Source organism: Corynebacterium sp. AOP40-9SA-29, assembly GCF_052377405.1.
In the GTDB taxonomy this organism is placed as follows: Bacteria; Actinomycetota; Actinomycetes; order Mycobacteriales; family Mycobacteriaceae; genus Corynebacterium.
On record NZ_JBQSWR010000003.1, the window covers coordinates 217,645 to 242,505 of the forward strand.

19 protein-coding genes are annotated in these 24,861 nt (G+C 64.9%); 13 read left to right on the forward strand and 6 right to left on the reverse strand.

Annotated elements, in window-relative coordinates; translation table 11 throughout:
• Positions 1-207 precede the first annotated feature (207 nt).
• The gene (gene lepA, locus ACT3SZ_RS07625; RefSeq protein ID WP_444617941.1) at positions 208-2,058 is read left to right on the forward strand and encodes a translation elongation factor 4; all 1,851 of its coding nucleotides are present in this window, start codon (positions 208-210) and stop codon (positions 2,056-2,058) included.
• 570 nt (positions 2,059-2,628) lie between these two features.
• On the opposite strand, the gene ACT3SZ_RS07630 is transcribed toward lepA, so the two are convergent.
• Positions 2,629-3,570 (reverse strand): hypothetical protein, encoded by a 942-nt coding sequence (locus ACT3SZ_RS07630; protein WP_444617942.1) that lies wholly within the window; start codon positions 3,568-3,570, stop codon positions 2,629-2,631.
• 110 nt (positions 3,571-3,680) lie between these two features.
• A complete protein-coding gene (locus tag ACT3SZ_RS07635; RefSeq protein WP_444617943.1) occupies positions 3,681-6,482 on the reverse strand; it encodes a class I SAM-dependent DNA methyltransferase in 2,802 nt (933 codons plus the stop codon).
• A gap of 674 nt (positions 6,483-7,156) precedes the next feature.
• On the opposite strand from ACT3SZ_RS07635, the gene ACT3SZ_RS07640 reads away from it, so the two are divergent.
• The 3 genes from ACT3SZ_RS07640 to uca are packed head-to-tail and all read left to right on the forward strand — an operon-like array spanning position 7,157 to position 12,449.
• Entirely contained in the window at positions 7,157-8,068 is a 912-nt protein-coding gene (locus ACT3SZ_RS07640; protein WP_444617944.1) for an urea amidolyase associated protein UAAP1, read from the forward strand.
• Positions 8,068-8,775, forward strand: a complete 708-nt coding sequence (locus ACT3SZ_RS07645) for an urea amidolyase associated protein UAAP2 (RefSeq protein WP_444617945.1) — start codon at positions 8,068-8,070, stop codon at positions 8,773-8,775. Before ACT3SZ_RS07640 ends, ACT3SZ_RS07645 begins: the two co-directional genes overlap by 1 nt.
• A gap of 11 nt (positions 8,776-8,786) precedes the next feature.
• A complete protein-coding gene (gene uca, locus ACT3SZ_RS07650; RefSeq protein WP_444617946.1) occupies positions 8,787-12,449 on the forward strand; it encodes an urea carboxylase in 3,663 nt (1,220 codons plus the stop codon).
• Here uca and ACT3SZ_RS07655 read toward each other — a convergent pair.
• From ACT3SZ_RS07655 to ACT3SZ_RS07665, 3 genes are read right to left on the reverse strand one after another with little or no spacing between them, the layout of a single operon-like run.
• Positions 12,436-13,164 (reverse strand): TetR/AcrR family transcriptional regulator, encoded by a 729-nt coding sequence (locus ACT3SZ_RS07655; protein WP_444617947.1) that lies wholly within the window; start codon positions 13,162-13,164, stop codon positions 12,436-12,438. The two genes, uca and ACT3SZ_RS07655, sit on opposite strands and share 14 nt — an antisense overlap.
• 51 nt (positions 13,165-13,215) lie before the next feature.
• Positions 13,216-13,989, reverse strand: a complete 774-nt coding sequence (locus ACT3SZ_RS07660; RefSeq protein WP_444617948.1) for a Fic family protein — start codon at positions 13,987-13,989, stop codon at positions 13,216-13,218.
• Positions 13,986-14,915: a putative nucleotidyltransferase substrate binding domain-containing protein gene (locus ACT3SZ_RS07665; protein ID WP_444617949.1), complete on the reverse strand. Its 930-nt coding sequence runs from the start codon at positions 14,913-14,915 to the stop codon at positions 13,986-13,988. The genes ACT3SZ_RS07660 and ACT3SZ_RS07665 overlap by 4 nt, the downstream gene beginning before the upstream one ends.
• A 137-nt stretch (positions 14,916-15,052) precedes the next feature.
• Here ACT3SZ_RS07665 and ACT3SZ_RS07670 point away from each other — a divergent pair, with 137 nt between their 5' ends.
• Together ACT3SZ_RS07670 and atzF are read left to right on the forward strand one after the other, a co-directional pair.
• The gene (locus tag ACT3SZ_RS07670; RefSeq protein WP_444617950.1) at positions 15,053-16,636 is read left to right on the forward strand and encodes an amino acid permease; all 1,584 of its coding nucleotides are present in this window, start codon (positions 15,053-15,055) and stop codon (positions 16,634-16,636) included.
• A 5-nt stretch (positions 16,637-16,641) separates the two neighbouring features.
• Positions 16,642-18,483: an allophanate hydrolase gene (gene atzF, locus ACT3SZ_RS07675; RefSeq protein ID WP_444617951.1), complete on the forward strand. Its 1,842-nt coding sequence runs from the start codon at positions 16,642-16,644 to the stop codon at positions 18,481-18,483.
• 36 nt (positions 18,484-18,519) lie between these two features.
• On the opposite strand, the gene ACT3SZ_RS07680 is transcribed toward atzF, so the two are convergent.
• Positions 18,520-19,005 (reverse strand): hypothetical protein, encoded by a 486-nt coding sequence (locus ACT3SZ_RS07680; protein WP_444617952.1) that lies wholly within the window; start codon positions 19,003-19,005, stop codon positions 18,520-18,522.
• Between the two features lie 272 nt (positions 19,006-19,277).
• Here ACT3SZ_RS07680 and ACT3SZ_RS07685 point away from each other — a divergent pair, with 272 nt between their 5' ends.
• The 7 genes from ACT3SZ_RS07685 (at position 19,278) to ACT3SZ_RS07715 (ending at position 24,837) form a co-directional block, all read left to right on the forward strand.
• Positions 19,278-20,138 carry a hypothetical protein gene (locus ACT3SZ_RS07685; protein ID WP_444617953.1) on the forward strand — a complete coding sequence of 287 codons (861 nt, stop codon included), beginning with the start codon at positions 19,278-19,280 and terminating at the stop codon, positions 20,136-20,138.
• A gap of 225 nt (positions 20,139-20,363) precedes the next feature.
• Complete coding sequence (locus ACT3SZ_RS07690; protein WP_444617954.1) at positions 20,364-20,579, forward strand: hypothetical protein; 216 nt, start codon at positions 20,364-20,366, stop codon at positions 20,577-20,579.
• Between the two features lie 29 nt (positions 20,580-20,608).
• Positions 20,609-21,064: an alpha/beta fold hydrolase gene (locus ACT3SZ_RS07695; protein ID WP_444618067.1), complete on the forward strand. Its 456-nt coding sequence runs from the start codon at positions 20,609-20,611 to the stop codon at positions 21,062-21,064.
• A gap of 362 nt (positions 21,065-21,426) precedes the next feature.
• Positions 21,427-22,170, forward strand: coding sequence for a GntR family transcriptional regulator (locus tag ACT3SZ_RS07700; RefSeq protein ID WP_444617955.1), 744 nt, complete (start codon positions 21,427-21,429; stop codon positions 22,168-22,170).
• A 47-nt stretch (positions 22,171-22,217) separates the two neighbouring features.
• On the forward strand, positions 22,218-22,448 hold the full coding sequence (locus ACT3SZ_RS07705; protein WP_444617956.1) for a 4Fe-4S dicluster domain-containing protein: 231 nt from the start codon (positions 22,218-22,220) through the stop codon (positions 22,446-22,448).
• 62 nt (positions 22,449-22,510) lie between these two features.
• Positions 22,511-23,947: an ABC transporter substrate-binding protein gene (locus ACT3SZ_RS07710; protein ID WP_444617957.1), complete on the forward strand. Its 1,437-nt coding sequence runs from the start codon at positions 22,511-22,513 to the stop codon at positions 23,945-23,947.
• Positions 23,944-24,837 carry an ABC transporter permease gene (locus ACT3SZ_RS07715; RefSeq protein WP_444617958.1) on the forward strand — a complete coding sequence of 298 codons (894 nt, stop codon included), beginning with the start codon at positions 23,944-23,946 and terminating at the stop codon, positions 24,835-24,837. The genes ACT3SZ_RS07710 and ACT3SZ_RS07715 overlap by 4 nt, the downstream gene beginning before the upstream one ends.
• The last annotated feature ends 24 nt before the right edge of the window (positions 24,838-24,861 follow it).

Here is a 24,861-nt window from a genome sequence, read left to right on the forward strand (position 1 = left end):
CGGGCGGGTAACGAGAAGAGTTCACACCGTCTGGACAGACTTGCTTACCTCGAAGGTCAGCTCGGTGTCCTCTGTGTTTACGTCCGTGCTTCGCCCAGACGCACGCATGAGTCCAATGCTCGAACCGTGGCACGGTAGACTCGGCCTGATATCTTCCTGCGGCAGCGATCCGTCGCAGGACCATGCACCACCAGGAGGACGACACCCATGGCCCCCAAGCAGAAGAACTACGCCCGCGAGACGTTCACTGACCCCGCGCGGATCCGGAACTTCTGCATCATCGCGCACATCGACCACGGCAAGTCCACGCTGGCCGACCGCATCCTGCAGATGTCCGGTGTCATCGAGGACCGCGACATGCGCGACCAGTACCTGGACAACATGGACATCGAGCGCGAGCGAGGCATCACCATCAAGGCGCAGAACGTGCGTCTTCCGTGGGTGCCGAAGTCCTGTGCGCACAAGGACGAGGAGCTGGTGCTCCACCTCATCGACACTCCCGGTCACGTGGACTTCACCTACGAGGTCTCCCGCGCGCTGGAGGCGTGTGAGGGCGCGATCCTGCTGGTGGACGCCGCCCAGGGCATCGAGGCGCAGACGCTGGCGAACCTGTACCTGGCGATGGAGAAGGACCTGGAGATCATCCCGGTCCTGAACAAGATCGACCTTCCGGCCGCGGACCCGGACAAGTACGCCCTGGAGATCGCCAACATCATCGGCTGTGAGCCGGAAGAGGTCATGCGGATCTCTGCGAAGACCGGCGAGGGCATCCCCGACATGATCGACAAGGTCTGTGAGCTAGTCCCTGCTCCGCAGGGTGATCAGGACGCACCGGCGCGCGCGCTTATTTTCGACTCCGTATACGACATCTTCCGCGGCGTGGTCACCTACATCCGCATGATGGACGGGAGGCTGGAGCCGCGACAGAAGATCCAGATGATGTCCACGGGTGCCTCCCACGAGGCCCAGGAGGTCGGCATCATCTCCCCGAAGCCGGAGAAGTCCAAGGGGCTCGGCGTGGGTGAGGTCGGCTACATCATCACCGGCGCGAAGGACGTCCGCCAGTCGAAGGTGGGTGACACGGTCACCTGGGCCATCAACGGTGCCACGGAGCCGCTGACGGGTTACCGCGAGCCCACGCCGATGGTCTACTCGGGCCTGTTCCCGATCTCTGCGAACCAGTACCCGGAACTGCGAGAGGCGATCGAGAAACTGCAGCTGAACGATGCCTCCCTGACCTTCGAGCCGGAGACCTCCACTGCGCTGGGCTTCGGCTTCCGCTGTGGCTTCCTGGGACTGCTGCACATGGAGATCACGCGCGACCGCCTGGAGCGGGAGTTCGATCTTGACCTGATCTCCACGGCACCTTCGGTGGTCTACCGCGTGGTGGGGGAGGACGGCACGGCGATGCATGTCCAGAACCCGTCCGACTGGCCGGCGGGCAAACTCAAGGAGATTTGGGAACCCATGGTGGACCTCACCGTCATCGTGCCGGAGGAGTTCCTGGGCCCGACGATGGAGCTGTGCCAGTCCAAGCGCGGACAGATGAAGAACATGGACTTTCTGTCAACGGACCGCGTGGAGCTGCGCTACCGGATGCCGCTGGGCGAGATCGTCTTCGACTTCTTCGACATGCTGAAGTCCAGGACGAGGGGCTATGCATCGCTGAACTACGAGGAAAACGGCGAGCAGGAGGCAGACCTCGTGAAGGTGGACATCCTTCTGCAGGGGGAGCCGGTGGATGCGTTCAGTGCGATCGTGCACCGGGACCACTCGCTGCACTACGGCAATAAGATGACGAAGAAGTTGAAGGAACTCATCCCGCGCCAGCAGTTCGAGGTGCCTGTGCAGGCGGCGATTGGATCGAAGGTGATCGCTCGCGAGAATATTAGAGCGCTGCGTAAAGACGTGCTTTCAAAATGCTACGGCGGAGATATTTCCCGCAAGAAGAAACTGCTGGAGAAGCAGAAGGAAGGCAAGAAGCGCATGAAGTCCATCGGGTCCGTTTCCGTCCCGCAGGAGGCGTTTGTTGCTGCTTTGTCGACGGATGAGGGTTAGTCTCGGGCACGACGTGACATACCAGGTCGCTTCTTATGCGGGTTAGTCATCATTTTCGAACTGCTTGTTCGCTAAATCTTCATCATTGTTCGCATCCTGGGCGGTTGCAACCTTGCTTAGGGCTCCAATCAATCTGACGGTGACTATTGCTGCATGCAAGAGTAGGCCCACGGAAGACCCAAAGAAAAACGATGAGACTTCCCTTCCGAGAACTAGAAACCCGAGGATGGAAATTACCACCAAGAGAATTACTGCGAAGCTCTGTGCAATTAACGAACGCCATCTGTCGGTGAGATCCTCACCAGCTTTGCTGCGAAATTGTCGAAAAACGGGGCCAGAAGACCCTACGCCAAAGGCAAATGTGACTCCAACGAAAGCTCCTAAAACGCTCCCTGCTGTTGCCACGACACCGCAAACCGTCAGGTAAGTTGTGAATATGCTACCTTCGATACCGTCGCGTATCTGGGACTGTCCAATAGCGCCAACTAGCCCGCCAAGTACAATACAATAGGCAGAGTGCCTTAATTGACGTTTCATACTACTTGCCCTCTTCGTGATTAGTGGAGCAAATTACAGTGTAATCCTCGGAGGATTCTCGTTCGCTTTCCTGTGAAGTTTTACTTCTGCGGCGTCAAGGGTGTCAGAAATTTCCTTGACGGATATTCTGTTCGATGCAGTATTCACTGGCATTTCAAGAACCACGTAATCCTTTATTAGGTCGACGTGGTCAATTTCATAGCCGCCACTACCATCGGCTTTCTGAGTTCGCGTGGTGGCCTTCATCTTTTTTGCGACGCCGTCTCCGAATAGTGACCTAAGAGAGTTGAGGAAACCGTGATTTGGTATCTGGCCGACGCCCCCGTAACTCACGGAAATGTCGACCGCGATTTGTGCGCCGTAGTTTGATATAACAGATGCTGTAGCCTGAGAAACGGGGTCCTTTCCGCTAATCGAGGTAGCTTTCACTCCTTTTTCGATCCCTATTTCAAGTTTCGACACTTCGTTTGCTGAACTGAGGACAGAGTGTAAGTTGTCTCCGGCGATAGGTACAAACTTGTGATCCTTTGTACTGTAACCCACATGTTTAATTATTTCATCTAGAATCTGGCCGATTGCGCTAGGGGTTGGCCCGTTCGCAGTTCTGAACATACCCACGATTCCCCTGGGGGAATTCTGGACCGGCCGTATGATCCCAGCTTCTACAATTTCCTGGCCCTTGGACAATTTGATAGATTCCAGGGTTTGTGTCTGGGTCGAGGTGTCTGAGACCATAGGAGCTTTCGGACCTGTCCTCCGTTTTCCGAAATAAAGAAGATCTAATGAATTATGGCCAGTAAAGACACCTACTTCGTATATTTCATTCTTGATGGAAAGTGTTCCCATGGGATTTGCTGCAAGGCCTTGGATAATTGCATCCCAGAATTGTTTACGCATGGAGACATTGGATGCGCTTCCGTGGCTTGCCCGAGCCTTATAGTACCGGATTGATGTAGTGGTGTTTTGAGTTGCCATTTTATTCCTATACCTTTATATTGTTTCGAGCGCGATTGATTCTTTTGTCTTTATTGCTGAAGTTTGTCGGTAGATTGGCTACAGGAAAAGCGGAATGGGGGAGCGTTGAGTTACTCCATTCTCGAAAATAGAAATGATACGATGGACGACTCATTTCCCTGATAGGAGACGTTGTAGGCAGATTCGACGGCGGCGTCGAGGGTACGATGGGCGGTAGTCAGGGCGGGGAAGAGGAAGTCGTTGTTGGGGTCGTACATCTCCGAAATGGTGGAGTTTGGGTACTGGGCTCGGGCGTTGAGGACGGACTGGGAGGCTTCCTCGACGGCCTTTTGGTGTGCTACTCCCCGAGATCCTAAGAGGTCCGGCCAAACGAAATTATTGTAGACGACGCCGCCCGAGTATCGGTAGTCGCTTTTCAGTCGGCCAGCCACTCGGCGCATCCACGAGTTATGGATCTGTGAGTGCAGGATGCCGAAGTGGTACAAGGTGGCGTTGGGGATGAGGAAGACAAGGTCACTGCAGAACGTTTCAGGCTCGACCAATCCCAGTGGGATGTATCGGCGCCGTTGTGAAGATACCTTGGGGATAAGGATCGAGGTGCTATCTGCGATGATCTCAGTGCCGAAGTGTTGTGGTGTGGCAGCTGCTTTGAGCGTTTGTGGTCGTTTCGATTTGTTACGGAAATCGCGTACCGCATTTATTCTTTGCCGTGACAGTGGCATGCTGCGAAGGTCGTTTGGTGTGATTTCGCCGAGCCACAGCACCCATCGCTCCTTGCCCTGAAGAAACTCCTGAGATCCCAGCCACCGGTGGAAGTACTTCGCTGCTGTAGGCTCTGCATTCAGGAAGGCGTCCTTTTCCTCAACGGTGAAGAGGTAGTTCCCATTGTCGATGGGCTGTGATCCGATTCCAATTTTCGGTACATCGCAGATCGGCGCTGAGCGGTTCCAAACGAAGACGTCCGGCGCGTCCGCCAAGTAGGCGTTGAGCTGGTTCGGGTACTGGAGTGCCGCAGGGGCGTCTGGTGTCGCATGGTGGAAGAGCCTCTTCGGCCCACCCAGCTTCGAGAAACCTACAATCACACAGAATACGTTCGCCTGGTCAGAGGCTTCATTGCGCCATCGAAATGTGTCGTGGGCGAAGTCGATGCGTACACCCAGGTCCCAGATCGGGGACCACACGTTCGCCACTTGTTCGCCCTGGCAGATGGAGTTCGTGGAGACGAAGGCGCATCGGGCCGGAGCGTCCTCGATGAACTCAGCAGCTTTCGCATACCACCCGGCCACGAAGTCGATGTTGCCGATGTTCTTCGAGGCTCCAATAGCAGCGAATACATCCTTGATGTCCTGCTTTTGCTCCTTTGATTGGTTGCGCGCACCCAGGAATGGCGGGTTGCCAATGACGTAGGTGCAGTTTTTAGGGGCAATGACCTCGGTCCAGTCCACTTGGAGAGCATTGCCGAGGACAATGGTCGCAGCGTCCCGCAGAGGGAGATCGTCTATGACCCTAGAGATGATCGTGGAGGTTTCGATGTTCGCCTGCAATTCAGCGATCCAGAGGGCGGTCTCGGCGACCGAGACGGCGAAGTCATTGATCTCGAGGCCATAGAACTGGCGGAGGGAGACCTTTACCGGGCTCTCGGCGACCTCGTCGAATGACCAGGAGATTTGGTCTCCCATGAGCACGGAGAGCACTTTGTTCTCGAGGCGGCGCAGGGAGATGTACGTCTCAGTGAGAAAGTTTCCGGACCCGCACGCCGGATCGAAGAAGGTCAGTGACCCCAACTTCGTCTGGAACTCCTCCAGATTCTCGCGATGTGCTTTCGGCTTCAATCCCTCCTCGGAAAGGATGTTTTCTAGTTCCTCGGTGAGATCATCGAGGAACAGCGGGTCAATGACTTTATGGATGTTCTCCGGGGAGGTATAGTGCATCCCGCCGGAATGACGGGTTTCCGGGTTTAGGGTGGACTCGAACACTCCGCCGAAGATTGTGGGGGAGATGGTCGCCCAGTTGGTGTCTTCGCTGACCTCGGCGAGGAGCACTTCCTTAATCTCGTCGGTGAACTGCGGGATCTCATCGGACTTCGCGTCGCGGAAGAGCCCGCCGTTGACGTAGGGGAAGGACTTCAGAGCATCGACGGCGTACGGGTCGCGATCCCCGGCAGGAGTGTCAAGCCAGTCGAAGAGCTCCTTGAGCGCACCACGAATTTGGGTGGCAGGGAATGCGCTGAGGTAGGTGAAGAACGCGTCCTTGTCGAACAGACCGGCGTCCTCCGCGAAGAGGCAGAAGACCAACCGGACGCAGAGCACGTTGAGGGCGTGTTGGTTCTCTGTGGTCTCTGGGTTGATGTACTGCTGACTGAGTAGTTTGTAGAGTCGCCCGATGAGGGCGCCGGCATCGATCGAGACCTGAGTCTCGCGGACCCGGCGAGTGCGTTGCGGATCGACGAGGAAGTCCAGGAGGTACAGGTGTTCCGGAAGCTCGTCGAGGGTGAATGAGGTGAAGTGCTCGGTGGGTTTGGGAGTGTCAAGGTCATGGATGCGGAACTCGTTGAAGTCGCAGACGATGATCGTGTCCGGCCGCTGGGAGTTCGGCATCGAATCCGCATAGGCCTTCGCTTGTTCGAACGGGGTGACCTTGCGGTTCTGGCGGGTCTCGGCCTTGTCTAGGGAGATACCCAGGGTTTTCTGCTCGATGAATGTCTTCGCATCAGCTACGACGACATCGATGTAGCCGCGGTCGACCGTGTTTTGCTCGAAGCGGACTGCGGTGGTGACATCCTCCATGCCCACCACATCCCGGAGGAGCTCCAGCCAGAAGCTCTGCGTATCTTCTTTCTCGTTGCCGCGACCGCGCCACTTGGTGGCGAAGTCACGGGCGGCACGCTTCTGTTGGGCCGGAGATGCGTTCATGAGGGAGAGTGTAGAGGAGACGAGGGATAGGGTGTGGTGGATATGTGGAGGCGGGTTCGAACGGGGGTGGATTTACCGGCGGCACGCCGATGACCCGATGCGGGCCTCCCTCCGTCCATGTTGAGCACCTGGCCGCAGATGATGGAGCGGTTGTCCGAGGTGAGGAACCGTGCCCGCAGAAGTGATTGGTATCCGTAGCGATGGGCAGGCCGCCGAAGCGCCGTACAAGAAAGGTTTCGGCTTCCGCTCACGGTGCGCGTTCATCGACCTTTGGCCCCGGCATGGTTGGCGTACCCCTGCGATGCTGAGTCGCCAGGGACGGCGCCGTGGCCAACAACGCCGTGCACGCCTCGTGTGTTGATCGGGCCGAGTCGTGTTCGTTGCGTCCTGATGCGCACACTTGATCGTGGAGTCGACCGACACAGTCCAGTCGATCTCGGTGGCGGTGTCCGTATCTGGGACTGTCCGGGGCACGGCTCCCATACGGGGTGAAGTCAATGGCGTAGTGCCGCTGGCGTTTTCCATACTTTCTGTCACGGGCCAATAAGTCAGCGGAATCGACTTGGGTGCGTACAAGAACTTTTACTGCTCCGAAACACGATCTGTACTGGTTAGCAACACGGGACCGCGATCATCGACAAGGTATCGATCAAACGACAGATACCCGAAGGATGATGACGATGAGCACCACCACCAAAGCCACCGCCCAGCCCACCACGCCACCCACTGCGGCCGAGGAGAAGGCGCGCGACCTCCACGTCACCGACAGCGTGACCAACGCCCGCAGCGACGCCCGCGCCCAGGGCACACAGACCAACCCCTATATGCCCTACCTCCCGGCGAGCAGCAGCCCGTACGTCCCGGCAGGTGTCAATCCGCAGGACCTCACCTGGGCAGAGACCGTCGGTCCCGGTGGATACACTCACAAGGTTGTTGCCCGCGGCACCCGGATCCGCCTCGAGGACGTCGTCGGCACCACCTGCGCCCACGTCCTGCTGTTCAACGCCCTCGAACCCTGGGAGCGCTACAACGCCGCGGACTCGGTGAAGATCCCGTGGCAGGCCTACGTCACCACCGGCCACCCGCTGCTCTCCGGTGAAGGCAGGGTATTGGCCACCGTGGCCGCGGACACCTCCGCACGCCACGACACCTTCTGCGGCACGATGACTGCCACCCAGACAGCACGTAAATACGGGGATCCCGCCATCCACGGCGTCTTCCCCTCGGGTCAGGGCCTGTTCGAGCAGGCGGGGGCGAAACACGGGCTCGAACCCCGCGACCTCCCACCGTCCATCTCCTTCTTCAAGGGCACCCATGCCGAGCAGGACGGCAGCATCACCTTCACCGGTGGGGCAGGGGAGGGCACGCATGTCGACCTCGTCGCGGAAATGCCGCTGATCATCCTGGTCGCCAATTCCCCGCACCCGCTGGACCCGGCCACCGACTACGTTAGCGGCCCACTGCGCGTCCACGCCTGGCGAAGCGAACCAACCGCACTCAGCGACACCGACACCGACACCATGTCGCCGGAGAACCAACGCGCCTACCTGAACACCACCGACTACATCGAAGCAAGGGGACTCTGATGACTACTTCCACCGTCGAACCCGGCGCGATCCACTCGCCCGGCAGCGTCTTGGACTATAGCGAACCCGCCGTCGCCGGCGAGGTGATCCTCGATGAGACCGTCGCACCGCGCGATGGCTGGTCAGCCACCGTGAAGAAGGGTGACGTGCTCACCATCATCGATGTCGGCGGCAACCAGTCCGCAGACTGCCTGATCTACGACGCCGCCGACACCACCGAGCGCTACAGCGTGCCGCACACCCTGGCAGAGCAGCGCAACGTCTACGTGCGCACCGGCACCGTCCTGCAGTCCAACCTCGCCAACCCGCTGATGACCGTGGTTGCCAACGAGGTCGACCGTCAGGACACCATCGGTGGTGCCTGCGGCAAGGAGTCCAACACCCTGCGCTACGGCCACCACACCCACCACGATCACGGCTGCCGCGAGAACTTCCTCGTTGAGGCCCGTAAGTACGGCATGGGTCCGCGCGATCTGGTGTCCAACCTGAACTGGTTCATGAACGTGCCCGTGGAGCAGGACGGAACCCTCGGCATCGTCGACGGCATGTCCGCCCCGGGGCGTCGCGTGGCCGTGCGTGCCGAGCGGGACGTGCTGGTCATCGTCTCGAACTGCCCCCAGATGAACAATCCCTGCAACGACTTCAACTGCACGCCGTTGCGCATGACCGTCACCCGCCCCAGCACCCGTCCCACCACCACCGGATAGAGGCCCACACCATGTCCCGAGCACCCTTTGACAGTCTGCTGATCGCCAACCGCGGTGAGATCGCCCTGCGCATCATCCGCTCCGCCCGCGCGCTGGGCATCCGCACCATCGCGGTCTACTCCGACGCCGACATCGCCGCACCCCACGTGCGCGAGGCCGATGAGGCCCACCGCGTGGGGCCCGGTCCGGCGGCAGAATCTTACCTTGACGTGGAGCGCATCCTCGCCGTCGCCGCGGAGTCCGGTGCCGGTGCGGTGCACCCCGGCTATGGCTTCCTCTCCGAGAACGCCGACTTCGCACGGCGCGTCGAGGCCGCCGGCATGAGTTTCGTCGGCCCGACCCCCGAACAGCTCGAACGCTTCGGGGTCAAGCACACCGCCCGCGAACTGGCCGATGCCGCCGGCGTCCCCATGCTCCCCGGCACCGGACTGCTGGAGACAGGGGAGGACGCGGTGGCCAAGGCCGCCGAGATCGGGCTGCCGGTGATGGTCAAGGCCTCCAGCGGTGGCGGTGGCATTGGTATGCAGGCCTGCACCACCACCGAGGAGGTCGCCGGGGCCTTCGAAGCGGTGGAGAAGATCGCCGCGAAGAACTTCGGCTCCGGTGGGGTGTTCCTGGAACGTCTCGTGCGCCCGGCCCGCCACGTGGAAGTCCAGGTCTTTGGAGACGGTGCCGGCAAGGTTGCTGTCATCGGTGACCGTGACTGCTCGCTGCAGCGTCGCAATCAGAAGGTCATCGAGGAGGCCCCGGCGCCTGACCTCCCGGAGGAGGTGCGCCGCAGCATCCACGAGGCCGCACGGTCCCTGGCCGCCTCGGTGAACTACCGCTCCGCCGGCACCGTGGAGTTCATCTACGATCCTTCTCGCCAGGAGGCCTACTTCCTGGAGATGAATACCCGCCTGCAGGTCGAGCACCCCGTCACCGAGGAGGTCTACGGAGTGGACCTGGTCGACTGGATGCTCACTCTGGCACAGGGCCGGCTCAGCACCCAGGTCTTCGACAATGATCCGCAACCTACCGGCTGGGCGGTGGAGGCCCGCGTCTACGCCGAGGACCCGGCCAAGAACTGCGAACCCAGTCCCGGACTGGTCACCAATGCGGTCTTCCCGGAGCCCGGCGATGGTGTGCGCATCGACGGCTGGGTGGAGACCGGTCTGGAGATCCCGCACTTCTACGATCCGATGATCGCCAAGGTTATCGCCCACGGGGACGATCGCGACAGCGCCCTGGACCTGCTGCACAGCGCCCTGGGAGACACCCGCATCGACGGGGTTACCACCAACCTCGGGCTGCTGCGCCAGCTAACCGATAGCGCTACCAGTACCAGCGCCGACGACACAGACCCCGCCGCGCAGGTGCGCGCCGCGGCTCACTCCACGCTCACCCTGGCCACCACCGCCGACCCGGATCCGCGGATCGACGTCGTCGCCCCTGGCATGCTCACCACCGTGCAGGACTGGCCCGGACGCAAGGGCTACTGGCAGGTCGGCGTCCCGCCGTCGGGCCCGATGGACGACCTGTCCCTGCGCGAGGCCAACAAGGCCGTCGGCAACGCCGAGGGCGCCCCGGCGTTGGAGTGCACCTCGTCCGGCCCCACCCTGCGCTTCTCCGACCCCACCGTCGTCTGCCTCACTGGCGCGCCGGTCGACTGCACCGTCGACGGGGAACCCGTGGAGCAGTGGACGCCGGTCACCGTGGATGCCGGGCAGACCCTGCGCATCGGCACCGCCTCGGACGCCGGCCTGCGCGTCTACCTCGCCGTGCGCGGCGGATTCGACGTCCCCGACTACCTCGGCTCGGCGTCCACCTTCACTCTCGGTAACTTCGGCGGCCACGCCGGACGCGCCCTGCGCGCAGGGGACGTCCTGCGTCCGGCTCCCGTCGCCGCCGACGCTCCGGCACCGGCGGCGGTGCCCGCCGATCGGCGTCCGCACATCGCCACGCACTGGCGCATCGCGGTGACGGAGGGGCCGCACGAGGCCCCGGAGTTCTTCACCCGAGAGGACATCGACACCCTCTACGCCACCGACTACGCCGTCCACCACAACTCCGCGCGTACCGGGATCCGGCTGATCGGCCCGCGCCCCACCTGGGCCCGCGAGGACGGTGGCGAGGCGGGGCTGCACCCGTCGAATATCCACGACAACGCCTACGCCGTCGGTGCCCTGGACTTCACCGGCGACACTCCGATCATCCTTGGCCCCGACGGTCCCAGCCTCGGCGGATTCGTCTGTCCCGCTGTCGTCGCCAGCGGTGACCTGTGGAAGCTCGGGCAGCTGCGTCCCGGCGACACCCTGCGTTTCGTGCCGGTGCGAGAGTCGGATGCGGCGGGCACGGTGGCGTACTGCGCCGCGCCAGACGGTCCGGCTAGCGACGGCGGCGATGGCGGCGGCGACGGTGACCATGGCGTGCTCGCCCACGACGAGGCCACCGACGGTCGGCCGTCCGTGACCTACCGGCGTGCCGGTGACACCAACCTGCTCGTCGAATTCGGGGACATGGTCCTCGACATCGGGCTGCGCATGCGGGTGCACGCCCTGATGACCGAGATCGAGCAGCGCGATACCGCAGGGACGATCGACGGCGTGATCGACCTGACCCCGGGCATCCGGTCATTGCAGATCCATGTGGATCCGGCCGTCGTGCTGCCTGCCGACCTGGTGGCCACGGTGCGCGCCATCGAGGAGGTCATCCCGGACACCGAGGAACTCGAGGTTCCGTCGCGTCGGGTTCGCCTGCCGTTGTCGTGGGACGACCCGCAAACCCGCCTGGCCATCGAGCGCTACATGAACGGTGTGCGCGACGACGCCCCCTGGTGCCCCTGGAACATCGAGTTCATCCGCCGGATGAATGGGCTGGAGTCCGTTGAGGACGTCTACGACACCGTCTTCGACGCCAGCTACCTGGTGCTCGGCCTCGGTGATGTGTATCTCGGTGCCCCGGTGGCCACCCCGCTGGACCCCCGGCATCGCCTGGTCACCACTAAGTACAACCCGGCACGCACCTGGACCCCGGAGAACGCCGTGGGCATCGGTGGTGCCTACCTGTGCATCTACGGCATGGAGGGGCCGGGCGGCTACCAGTTCGTGGGCCGCACCACCCAGGTGTGGAACCGCTACCGCACCGGCGGGCTCTTCCAGGATCCTGGTACGCCCTGGGCACTGCGGTTCTTCGACCGTATCGAGTGGTACCCGGTCTCCCACGAGGAACTGATGCACATGCGCGCCGAGACCGATGCCGGACGAGGCATCGTCGACACCGAAGACGGCACCTTCTCGTATGCGGAGTACCGGCGCTTTCTCGACGAGAACGCCGACTCCATCGCCGACTTCCGTGCCACCCAGGCCACCGCCTTCGACGAGGAGAAGGAGCGCTGGCGCGCCTCCGGCGAGTTCGAGGTTCGCGATGAACCGGAGGTCATCGACGAGGCGGCGGAGATCGAGCTGCCCTCGGGTTCCGACGGAGTGTACGCGCCCCTGCCGTCGACCCTGTGGCAGCTTGTTGTCGCCGAGGGTGACACGGTCAAGGCCGGTGACCGGCTGGCCTCCTTGGAGGCGATGAAGATGGAGACCCCTGTGCTCGCCGCGACCGATGGGACCGTCTCCGGTGTCTTCGCCGGGGTGGGGGAACAGGTCGGGCAGGGCCAGGTGCTGGTGAGCATCAGTCCTGCGTGATTTGGTCTTGCGTGAGCGCGCCCACCGCGGTGCGGGCGACGGCGTGGGCCAGGGTGCGGGCCGCATCCTCGTCCGGGGGAGCAGACGAGGATTCCGCCCGCAGCCGGATCACCGACTCGACCATGTAGAAGGGCAGGTCAAGGTGTGCGTCCGGCAGGAGCGGTGCTGTGTGTGCTGAGGGCGCCGTCGCACCGCCGATGACCACGAGGCGGGCGAGGCTGCGGTAGCTCTCGCGTAGTTCCTGGCGCAGCGCGTGGAACTTCTCGAAGTAGTCATCCCGGATCTCCGGGGCCCCGTAGAGCGTCGCGAGGTTCCATTTGTCCGTTAACAGCAGGTAGGCGTCCTCGGACGCCAGGTGAAGCAGGGTGTCGGTGGGGGAGCCCGTGGGGGACTCGGATTCAGCATCCAGCAGCGAGCGTGACAGCTGCACCGAGGGCTCGACAGTCTGCAGCAACAAGGCCAGCAGCATCCCCTTCTTTCCGGGGAAGTAGTGGTAAATCGTGGCCTGTCGGATGCCGGCGGCTTCGGCGAGCTGTCGGGTGCTCACTGACCCGTAGCCCTCGGTGGTGAACAGTTCGGCCGCGGCGTCGAGCAGCTCGGCACCGGTGTCCGCGCCGTCCCAGCGTGGCGCGGAGGCACGCGGGCGCCCGGGCTTGCGCTGGGCAGGCTGGTCAGGCTGTGCAGTTTGTGCAGACGGTGCAACCGGGTCAGGCACGTCGGGGCTCCTCGTCGTTCAGGTCATCGGTGGCCGGGACACCGCCACACATCAACAATGATCCAACATACGTCGCAGGAGCGGGGCCCACGGCTCAGGGTCGGGAAAGCCCGGAACCTGCAACGACTCCGCCGAGGTGGCGTACCACTCGCCCGGCTGCACCGTGGACAACGCGCCGGGGGCGGTCAGCGACATCAGCACGGCCATGGCGGTGCGGCCGTTGCCGTCGCGGAATGGGTGGCACCACAGGTACTCCGCCAGGAAGCTGCACAGCGGATCCAGCGGGACACGTCCGGTAGCGGCGACCTGCTCCCGGCAGACCGCAAGGTCGGCGGCCGCTTTCTCCAGATGGTGGCTGATCGAAGGGACGGAGGCGAAGGCGATGCCCTGGCTCGACAGGTTCACGAAGCGCAGCTGCCCGGCCCACCCGAAGACGTCGCCGAACAGGGTGGCGTGCAGCCCCAGGAGCCCGTCGGACGTATCGACGGTCCTACCAGTAGCACCGGCAGCCATACGCAGGGCGCACAGTCGGCCGGTGAGGTCGTGGACCAGCGCCGGGGAGGTCAGCCCAGGCAGGTTGCGCAGTACCTGGTGGGCCGGTGCCTGGTAGGCGGGAGTTCCCAGCAGCCGGCGCCACCGTGGGACCCGCGGGAGGTCGAGGTCACGGTCGGCGTGCTGCACGGCCGCGATCTCTGCCGCCACCGCATCGTCCACGTCTGTGTAGCCTTCGTGAACCTGCCGCAGCACATCCACAAACGGCTCCGGGAAGATGCACCCCTCGATGCGTTGCGCGGTCAGGATGTCGTCGAGTCGCGCCGGGTTCACCGCTCACCGCCGGGGGCATCGACGCTGAAGGCCGAGATGGAGAGAAGGTAGCGCAGCGTCCGGACGGTGTGGCGCACGGTGGTGGCCGCCCCGCGCAGACGCCGCGCGGCGTCGTCCGGCAGCGCGGTCACCGTGATGCGTCCGAAGCGTTGGAAGACCTGGGTATCGGCGATGCCCAGATCCAGGTCGACCCGGAGCGCCACGGCATCGGCGAAAGCATCCTGCAGGTGCCGTGCGGTGGCGGGTTCCAGGTAGCGGGACTCCGCCGCGGCGAGGCGGGCCGCAGTCGAGGTCTCGGAGGACCCGGAGGCCAGAGCGGCCCACCGGGCGATCTTCACGATAGGGGTGAGCACTTCGGCCTTGAGGTCCACGGAGTTCTTGCGCCACAGACCGGTCAACCGGGGCGGGCAGGTGGAGACCGCGTCGCGCAGCATATCGGCCAGCATGGGGGAGTTGCTGAAGCCGTCCGCCGCGGCGGTGACGGTGCCGTCGCCGGGGACCGGCGGGGTGGCGTCGGCGAGGAGGCCGAGGCGCACCACCGCGGAATCGGCGTCCGGGCGGGCCATCCACCGGCGGGCGTCCTGCCGCCAGTTCTCTGCGGAGACAGGCAGGACGCCGCCGGTGGGGCGCACGCCGTTGGCGTCCGCGCGCACTCCCGCGGCGAGCAGTGCGTCGAAACCGGGGCTTGAGCCTGGGGCCAGGCGGATCACGTCCAGGTCGGAGGAGAAGATGGCTTCGCCGCGTCCGACGGAACCGGTGGCGGCGAGGTTGTCGTCCAGCCGGGCGCGGAGCCCCTGCGACCACTCGGCGGTGACCTCGAGTGCATCACGGCCCTGGGTGCGCTCGGTGTGCAGCCGGTCGACTAACGCGCGGAGGTGGTCATCGCGCAGAAGACTGTGCCGACGGCGGTGCGAGGGACGGGCCATGTCCGACATTGTGCCACCGCAGCCGCCACCGGAAGGCACCGGAAACCGAGATCCAACCTCGCAGACATCCAGGGGAAACATCCGACCCCTTGAATAGCTATCAAACGACAGAAACCCGATGCGAGGACTCCACGACTATGTCGACACACACCGCCACATCATCACCGCCGCCTGAACCGGCCTCGAACACCGCCAGCACCGCAAGCACCACCACCGAAGCTGCCAACTCCGACGCCGACGACCTGGGCTCCCTCGGCTATGACCAACAACTGCACCGCAACCTGGGCAGGTTCGCCTCTTTCGCCGCCGGATTCAGTTTCGTCTCGATCCTGACCACCATCTTCCAGCTCTTCGGACTGGGATTCGGATTCGGCGGCCCTGCCTTCTTCTGGACCTGGATCGTGGTCTTCATCGGCCAGTACATGGTCGCCCTGTGCTTCGCGGAACTCTCCGCACGCTACCCGGTCTCCGGGGCCATCTACCAGTGGTCACGGCGCATGGGCGGCGAGATCCTGGGCTGGTTCGGTGGCTGGTTCATGATCCTCGCCCAGGTCGTCACCGCCTCGGCGGCGGCGATCGCCATGCAGGTCGTCCTGCCGAACATCTGGGCCGGCTTCCAGGTCATCGGCGATGACCCGGCGCTCGCCTCGCCGTCCGGGGCGTCCAACGCCGTCCTGCTCGGCGCGATCCTGCTGGTCGTGACCACCACCATCAACTGCCTTGGCGTGCGGTGGATGAGCTACGTGACCACCATCGGGGTGATCTGCGAACTCGTCGGCGTCGTCGCGATCATCGGCGTACTGTTCACCCACGCCAACCGCGGCCCGGACGTGGTCTTCGACACCGGAGTCTCCGGTGGGGACGGCTATATCTGGGCATGGATCGCCTCCGGCCTGATGGCCGCCTACGTGATGGTCGGCTTCGGCAGCGCCGGCGAACTCGCCGAGGAGACGAAGAACCCGCGCCGGGTCGCACCGAAGACGATCCGCCAGGCGCTGACCCTGTCCGCACTTGGTGGTGGGCTGCTGATCATCGGGGCGTTGATGGCGGCACCGTCGTTGACCGACGGCCAACTCGCTGAACAGGGCCTACCGTACGTCCTCAACGCAGTGCTCTCCTCGCCGTGGGGCACCGTGCTGCTCATCGACGTGGCGATCGCGGTGCTGATCTGCACCCTGGCGATCCAGACCGCGGCATCGCGTCTGATGTTCTCCATGGCCCGTGACGGCCGGCTGCCGGCCTCCGAGCGCCTCGCGCACGTGAACCCGACGACCGGCACGCCGATCCTGCCGTCCATCCTGGTCGGCATCGGCTGCATGCTGGTGCTGCTGGTCAACGTGGGTAACGACGCCATCTTCGCCACCCTCACCAGCGTATGCATCATCTTGATCTACCTCGCCTACCTCATGGTCACCGCTCCGCTGCTGATCCAGCGGCTGAAGGGATGGCCGGCCAAGCGCGGACGGGAGACCGATGCGGAAGGCCGCCCCCTGTTCACCCTGGGCAAGGCCGGGTTCGTGGTCAACACCCTTGCCGTGGGATACGGGATGCTGATGGTGGTGAACCTCTCCTGGCCGCGCGCGGAGATCTACAACCCCTCCGGTGACATGCCCCTGATGCAGTGGGCAGGGCCGATCGCGGTGCTGGTCTGCATCCTGGCCGGACTCGCGGCCTTCCCCTGGAAGAAATCCCACCCGCGACCGGTGACGGTCGGAGAGTGAGCCTGATGAACGACGCACGAAACTTTCGCTCCCGCGATGAGGCGCACCGCGTCCTCGACGCCACCTATGAGGCACTGCAGGACGGTGTCGCGCCCGCCGCCTTCATCTCGCTGCTGAGTCGGGACGAGGCCGAACAGGCGCTGGACGCCGCCTTCGACGCCGTTCCCCACGGTCATCTCACCGGCATGATTCTGGCGGTCAAGGACAATATCGACGTGGCCGGCTTCGACACCACCGCAGCCTGCCCCGGCTTCGCCCACCGCCCGAACGCGGACGCGGACGTAGACACCGACGCGGACTGCGTCGCGGCGCTGCGGGCGTCCGGCGCGGTCGTTATCGGAAAGACCAACCTGGACCAGTTCGCCACCGGGCTCGTCGGCACCCGCTCGCCCTACGGCGCAGTCAGCGACGTGGCGGTGCCGGAGCGCATCTCCGGGGGATCGTCGTCGGGTTCGGCCGTTGCCGTGGCCGCCGGACTGGTGGACGCGGCCCTGGGCACCGACACCGCCGGTTCCGGCCGTGTACCTGCCGGACTCCAGGGGATTGTCGGCATCAAGCCGACCCTGGGGATCGTGTCGACCACCGGTGTTGTTCCGGCCTGCGAAAGCTACGACTGCGTGACGGTGTTCGCCCGGACGGAGGCGACCGCCGAGTCAGTCATGGAGGTCATGGCATCCACCGGTTCGCGCGCATGGCCGGCGGACGTGCGGTTCACCGCACCGCTGACACCGGTGGTCGGTGTTCCCGCCGAACTGCCGGCGCTGTCGGCGTCCTGGCGTGAGGCGTTCGACGCCGCGGTGGAACACCTGCGTGCGGCGGGGTGCGAGATCCGGGTTGTGGACCTGAACCCGGCGCTCGAGGCCGCCCGAATGCTGTACGACTCCGCGCTGGTCGCCGAGCGCGCCGAAGCGATAGGGGACGTGATCGCCGGGTTTGGACCAGAGGCCGAGGTGGATCCGACGGTCGGTGACATCGTCGCGAACGCCGGACGGTGGAGCGGGGTCGAGGTTCTTCGTGCCCGCCGGCAGTTGGACGCCCAGGCGCAGGTGGCGATGCGGGAGTGGGACGGCGTGGACGTGCTCCTGGTGCCGACCGCCCCCTTCCATCCGACGATCGCCGCGGTCCAGGCCGACCCGATTGGGGTGAACTCGGCGATGGGGACGTACACGAACTTCTGCAACCTCATGGACCTGAGCGCGGTGGCGGTGCCGTGGACGACGGTGATGGACAGTGGTCGTCCGCAGGACGGCGCCAGTGCCGGGCAGGCGGCCAACTTTGGTGTGACCGTCCTTGCTCGCGCATTCGAGGACGGGGTGGCTGCCGGTGTTGCTTCTCTGTTCGCTGGTGGGGAGGGTGATGGTCAGGGTGATGGTTCGCAGGCCGAGGCGCAGGCGCAGGTGCAGGCGCGGTCGTGGACGGCAGCGGTAGGTGCGCAGGCGACGATACCGTTGATCGTGTTTGGTGCTCACCTGCGCGGGCAGCCGTTGAACCGGGAATTGCGTTCCTTGGGTGCCTCATTCGTCGGTGACGTGGAGACCACCAGTGACTACCGCCTGTTTGCCCTGGATACTGTGCCGCCGAAGCCGGGGTTGACCGGCCCGGTGCAGCAGGGTGGTTCCGGCGAGGCCGGCGAGGCCGGCGCGCGGATCGCGGGGGAGGAGTGGCTGATCTCGCCAGCAGGGCTCGGCCGCTTCCTGGACGCACTCCCGGCGCCGATGGCCCTTGGTCAGGTGACGTTGGCTGATGGCCGGTCGGTCACCGGTTTCACCTGTCAGCCCGCCGCGGTGGAGGGGGCGGCGGACATCTCTGAGTTCGGCGGGTGGCGCGGGTATCTGGCGCGGAAGTGAGCGTCCGGCAGTGCTGTTCTCTTTGCCGCCGGAGCGCTATCCGTCAGAGTTCTGGAGTGCCACGGCACCTGCGTAGTGAAGGGAGCCGGTGAGAATGTCGTGCGGGAGGTACGGGTCGTCCGCCGGCGGCGGGTCGATGGCGTCGCATGCGGCCTTCAGCGCAATGGTCCATAACCCTTGCAGGCGCGGGCCAGCGGCGTGCGCATCTTCGATGATGGCGGGGCTGACCGTGCGATATACGGTCTGCCCATGTTCCTGGTCGCGATGTACGTCCTGATAGCCGAGCGCTGCCGTCAATTGCCGACCAGCCACCGCGGGATCCACGATCCTTTGCGGCGCGGGCGAGAAGGCGAAGGCCCGCTCAAAGGCCTGCCTCGCAAGGCCCGTGAGTTCGTCGAGTAGGGGACCATCGCTCGGCGACACATCGTTCTGCCATCGGTTGAGGAGGTCTTCGATGCGGGTGTAGAAGTCGGAGTACTCGTGGGGTACAGAATCAGTCTGAGAGGGGTGTTCGCTGGGCACCGCGGCTCCTTGATCATGTCGGGGGCTGTTTGGTGCTTACGTGCACTCAGTATTTTAGGGGACGCTGAGCCCCTGCGCGTCACGGTTTCTTGGAACCGTGCACCGCATGTGCCGGATGCTGGACCGCACCTGTTCGCGGTCGGCGCGGTCGGCAGGATGCTTGCGATGGTGTTCGCAATGATCCTGGGAGCGTTCTAAGAAGCATAGTTCGGTGAAGGTAGGATTAGCCCCGACCGACGACGTTTCACAAGCAGTGTCATGAGGATTCTTCCGTGCCTATCGCTCCAGAGCCCGACCGCGGGCCCACTTTCGACCAGACCCCGTCCGACAATTACGGTGGGCCACCCGAGCAGGACCATTGGGGGAGGAACGCCCCGTCATCGATGCCGGCACCGGGGCAGGCAGCCGAGCCGCGTCGGTTCGGTACCGGCGCTCTGATCGCGACTGGCGCGGCGTCCTTGGTCGTCGGCGTGGTGGCAACGTCGCTGGCTTTCACCCTCGTCGGGGCCCTCGGTTCTTCGGATGACGCCGCGGACAACCTGGCCTCGTCGCCTACCTCCGAGACCTTGGAGGACAACCTGGACGACCAGTTCTCTGGGGGAGGGGCCCAGGACGACGGGCAGGACGGAGGCATGTCGGACGACGTCATCGGCGTCGGCGATGGCTTCACCGTGACCACGTGGGACGGCATCGAGGTCGATACCTATGTCCACGAGTTCAGCGTTGACGAGGCGTGCAAGTACGGTCAGCCACGCTGGGAGCCGGAGAAGGCCGCGGAGTCGCGCATCGTGCAGCTCACCATTGACGTCGAGAACCTCGGCGACGACCGCTACTTCACCGATCAACTCACCGCGCTCTCGGACGAGGGTTACACCCAACCGGTGGAGTCGGCGTACATGTACTGCAATGAGCCGGACGACGGTGCCAACCGGTGGGGCGGCAGGGACAGGATCGAGCCTGGCGAAAAGAAGCTGCTCTACGGAGCCTTTGAGGTGCAGCCGGACGCGGATCAGCTGGTGCTTGTCTCCACCGGCAATGGCAAGATCCTGCTGGACATTCCGGGTACCTCGGGTGCCGATGACGATTCCGGCGAGGCAGATGGCTCCCCGGATCCGAATACCACTGCCGGGTAGTCCTCACTGCTTTCCGAGGAGGTGGGGTCGGTCCCTATATGTCGTGCCACACCGGAGCGGCCACACTGTCAGCTACGCACTCTAGAACCGGAAGAGTCACCGTACTTCCGTCGACGACGCCGGGCGGTCGCGCTGCGAAAGCCAAGCCGCGGTCGTTACACTCACCTGTGTTGAAGGAGACGACAGGACCGGGCCGCAACCGCCTACAGGAAGAGGAATATCAACGTGATCATCGAGGACATCGGAGCCGCAACCTCTCTGGTACTTCACCACCCGCACTTTTTCGATGCCAGCTACTGGCGTGGTTGGTCGGAGCGTACGAACTGCAACATCATCGCCGTCGATGCTCCTCACCACGGGGACAACGACACCGACCAGAGCTACCGTGACTTCGCCGTCGACACTGTCGCCGCGGCGCGCGAGGTGACCCGACCCCGCTGATCGTCGCCGGCGTCTCCCAGGGTGGCGTCATCGCCCAGGAATCCGCAGACCAGGACGGCGTGATCGGTGTCATCGGCATCAGCACCACCCGGGACGTCGCCCCTGCCGAAGAGATCGAATCGATGAACCAGCTCCTGGAGATTTGGGGCGAGGATGGCCCCGGCGACGAGGTCGCCGCCATGATCGCGGCGAACTCGGCCAACGGCATCGAGCCGTCCACCGCAGCCACCCGCGACGTGATCGCCAAATTCCCCAAGCGGCGTCTCCAGCGCAGCGTGCCCCTGCTGCTGAACCGGCGGGGCAACCTGGACCTTCCCGTGCCAGCGCAGTTCATCCACGGGACCGAAGACCAGACCTACAGTCACGAGGCATTGGCGGGGCACGGCGTGGACCTGGTGACCATTGAGGGCGGTAGCCACTCCGTCACGCTGCAGCGTCCGGACGAGGTCGCCGGGCTCATCAGGACGTTCGCACGGAGCCTTTGAGGTGCAGCCGGACGCAGACCAGCTCGTGCTCGTCTCAACCGGCAACGGCAAGGTCCTGTTGGACATCCCGGAGCCGAGTACCTCCGACGAGTAATCCGGAGCACTGCATACGGGGGAGTGGAGGCGTGAGCCCACGGGGGAAAGAATCGCGGTGAAACTAACCGGGCGCCTGCGCCGCCCGGTGGCGTAGCACCGTGGAGAACACCGCTGACGTGCCACATCGTCGCATCCACGGTGGCGTAATCCGCCCATGCCCGCCAGAGTCGTACCAGGACAAAGGGCGGGTTTACTTTACAGCGATTCGCGGCCCTGGCTTATCTGTAGGTGTCTGAACTGCACCGACGATAACCATGGAGCCCCTCATGATCACCACCCAACGCAGCCCGAACCACCACCGCGGGCACAAGGCGCGCAGCGTCGCCGACAACCTGCGACGCGAAGCCACCCGCGGCGCCTTCTCCGCCGGGGTGCCGCCGGAGGACGACCTCGCCGCCCAGTACGGGGTGTCACGCAACGTGGTGCGCGTGGCACTGCGCCAACTCAGCGCCGAAGGCCTGATCATCCGGCGTCCCGGCCACGGCACCAGCGTGACCCACCCCAAGGCCGAGTACCGCATCGACGAACTCCGCGGCCTCCAGGAGAGTTTCCACACCGGCAGCGTGGTCAACGACGTCCGCGAAGTCGCACTGATCCCCGCCCCGCCCGTGGTCGCCTGGCGCCTGGACGTGGAGCAGGGCAGCCCCGTGCTCTTCATCGAACGGCTGCGCACCATCGACGGGGCGCCCTACAGCCTCGACCGCACCTACCTGGTGCAGGACGCCGGCGAGGCCATCGAGCCCGGCGACCTCGGCGACACCGACATCTTCACCCTCCTGGAGAACGCCCTGGGCACCAGCCTCGGTGACTCCGAGTACCTCATCGAGGCCACCACGGCCGACGCACACTCCGCCGAGCTGCTGGACGTGCCCGCCGCCGCACCGCTGATCCTGATGGAACGCCTCACCAGCACCCGCGACGGACGCCCGGTGGACCTGGAGTTCATCAGCCTGCGCGGCGACCGTGCCTCCCTGCGTGCCCGCGGCACCCGCCCGGCGCACACCCGCTGAACCTTCCCAAAGAACCACACCCCTCCCGATTCGAAAGGACCCTCCCCATGAGCCTCATCGGCAACCAACGCCAGGACGTCCCCGTCACCATCGACGAATCACTGTGCATCAGCGGCTGCACCCTCTGCGTGGAGGCCTGCCCGCTGGACTCGCTGACCATCGACCCGAGCAGCGACAAGGCCTTCATGCACGTCGACGAGTGCTGGTACTGCGGCCCCTGCGCGGCACGCTGCCCCACCGGCGCGGTCACGATCAACATGCCTTACCTGCTGCGCTGAGCGGCACCTCCTACCAATAAGCCTCCAGACACCCCTCACCCCCTGACCTCCGGAAACCCGAGATGCGACCACCGACCTGCGCCACACCCACACGCTCCTGCACCCTTACCTCCACCCTCGCCACCTCAGTCACCGCGGCCCTGGTGCTCGGCACCGCCGCCTGCTCCGTCGACTCGCTCGCCGACGGCGGTGAGGTCGAGATCGTGGTCGGCTACCAGTCCAAGACCATCAACACCGCCACCGCCGGCACCCTGCTGCGCGCCCAGGGCTACCTCGAGGACGAACTCGACGAACTCGGGGAGACCACCGGCGAGACCTACCGGGTGCGCTGGCAGGACTACGACACCGGCGCCCCGATCACCGCCGGCATGATGGCCGGCAAGATCGACATCGGCTCCATGGGCGACTACCCGCTGCTCATCAACGGCTCCCGCAGCCGCGCCGATGCCCAGTCGACGACTTCCATGCTCTCGGTCACCGGCTACGACTCCGCCGGCGCGCTCAACGGCATCGTCGTCGACGAGGACTCACCCCTGCGCGAGGTCAAGGACCTGGAAGGCGCGGACGTCTCGGCCTCCGTCGGCTCCGCCGGCCACGGTCTGCTCGTGCGTGCGCTCGCCGACGCCGGGGTGGACCCGGGCGAGGTCAACGTGCAGAACCAGCAGCCGCAGATCGGGGCGTCCGCCCTGGAGTCCGGCCAGGTGGACGCACTGTCCCAGTTCGTCGCCTGGCCCGGCCTGCTCGTGCAGCAGGGTAGCGCGAAACTGCTCTACAACGGTGCCGACAGCGCCACGCCCACCCTGCACGGCGTCGTGGCGTCCGACGCGTTCACCGAGGACAACCCCGAGGTCACGCAGGCGTTCCTTCGCGCGCAGCTCGAGGCGTCCGACTTCCTGCGCGACAACCCGCTGGAGGCCGCGCAGATCGTCGGCGACAACGCCGACCTGCCGCCCGAGGTGGTGTACCTCTACAACGGGCCCGGCGGCACCGCCTTCGACCCGGCGCTGCGCGAGGACCTCGTCGAGCAGCTCGGCGACGACGTTCCCTACCTGGACTCCATCGGCGAGTTCGACGACCTCACCCCGGCCGACCTCGACGACTTCGTGGATCCGGAGCCACTGCGCTCGGTCTACGAGGACGAGGACCGGGCGTACTCGCAGGACCCGCAGGCCTCCGCCGACTGGTCGCCGATCCCCGGCGACGGTGCGCCGGCGGCCGGGGAGATCTGGGTGGAGGGGGAGGACGCCACGCGTCCCGTCGCCACCGCCGACGAGCTGCTGCGCGAAGTCGCACGCGCCGGTGGTGACGGCGCAGTGCGCGCGGCCTACGTACTGGACCACGACAACGGTGCCCGCTGGTACGCCGAACACTCCGTGTGGGTCCGCGACGGTGGACGTCACCTGCCGTTCAGCACCGCCGCGGGCGCCGACCGCTACGTGTCCGCCCACGCCGGGGCAAGCATCGTCGACTACGACACGGCCCTCAAGGAGGCAGCATGACCACCGCAACGCACGCAGCACCCGCAACACCCGCAGCGTCCCCAACTGTCGGACCCCAGGGCCCCCGGAAACCCACGCGCGCCCCGCGTACCTCAAGCAGCAACCCACGCAGCAACCTCCGCATCCGGCTGGCACGCCGCGCCGCGGCGGTCGTGGTGTTCCTGCTGGTGTGGCAGGGGCTCACCCAGTTCGGCGTGAACCTCGGCATCCGCTTCTCCTCGTTGCCCACCGTGGTGGAGATCGTGGAGCGCTTCGCCACCCAGCTCACCTCGCCCGGCTACTACCTCGACATCGTGCAGTCCCTGCTGCGCATCCTCACCGGTTTCGTCCTCGCCGCCGTCGCGGGCGTGGCCACCGGTGTGGCGTTGGGACGCTCCCGGCTCGCCGCGGACACCGTGGGCACCGTCGTGGAGATCATCCGCCCCATCCCCGCCATCGCCATGGTCCCGGTGGCCATCCTGATGTTCCCCACCGACGAGTCCGGCATCGTGTTCATCACCTTCCTCGCCGCCTTCTTCCCAGTGCTGGTCAGCACGCGTCACGCCGTGCACGCCCTGCCCACCCTGTGGGAGGACGCCGTGCGCACGCTCGGCGGCTCCCCGCGCGAGGTGCTGCGCTTCGTGGTGCTCCCCGGGATCCTGCCCGGTGTGTTCGGGGGCTTCTCGGTGGGCCTCGGCGTGGCCTGGATCTGCGTGGTCTCCGCCGAGATGATCTCCGGCAGCCTGGGCATCGGCTACCAGACGTGGCAGTCCTACACCATCGTCGACTACCCCGGCACCTTCGTCGGCATGATCACCATCGGCATCCTCGGCTCGGCGACCTCCGCCGGGGTGGAGGTCCTGGGACGCAGGGCCACCTCGTGGCTGCCCCGAGGGGAGCGTCAACAGTGAACGCACAGAGAACCACCCGCGGCA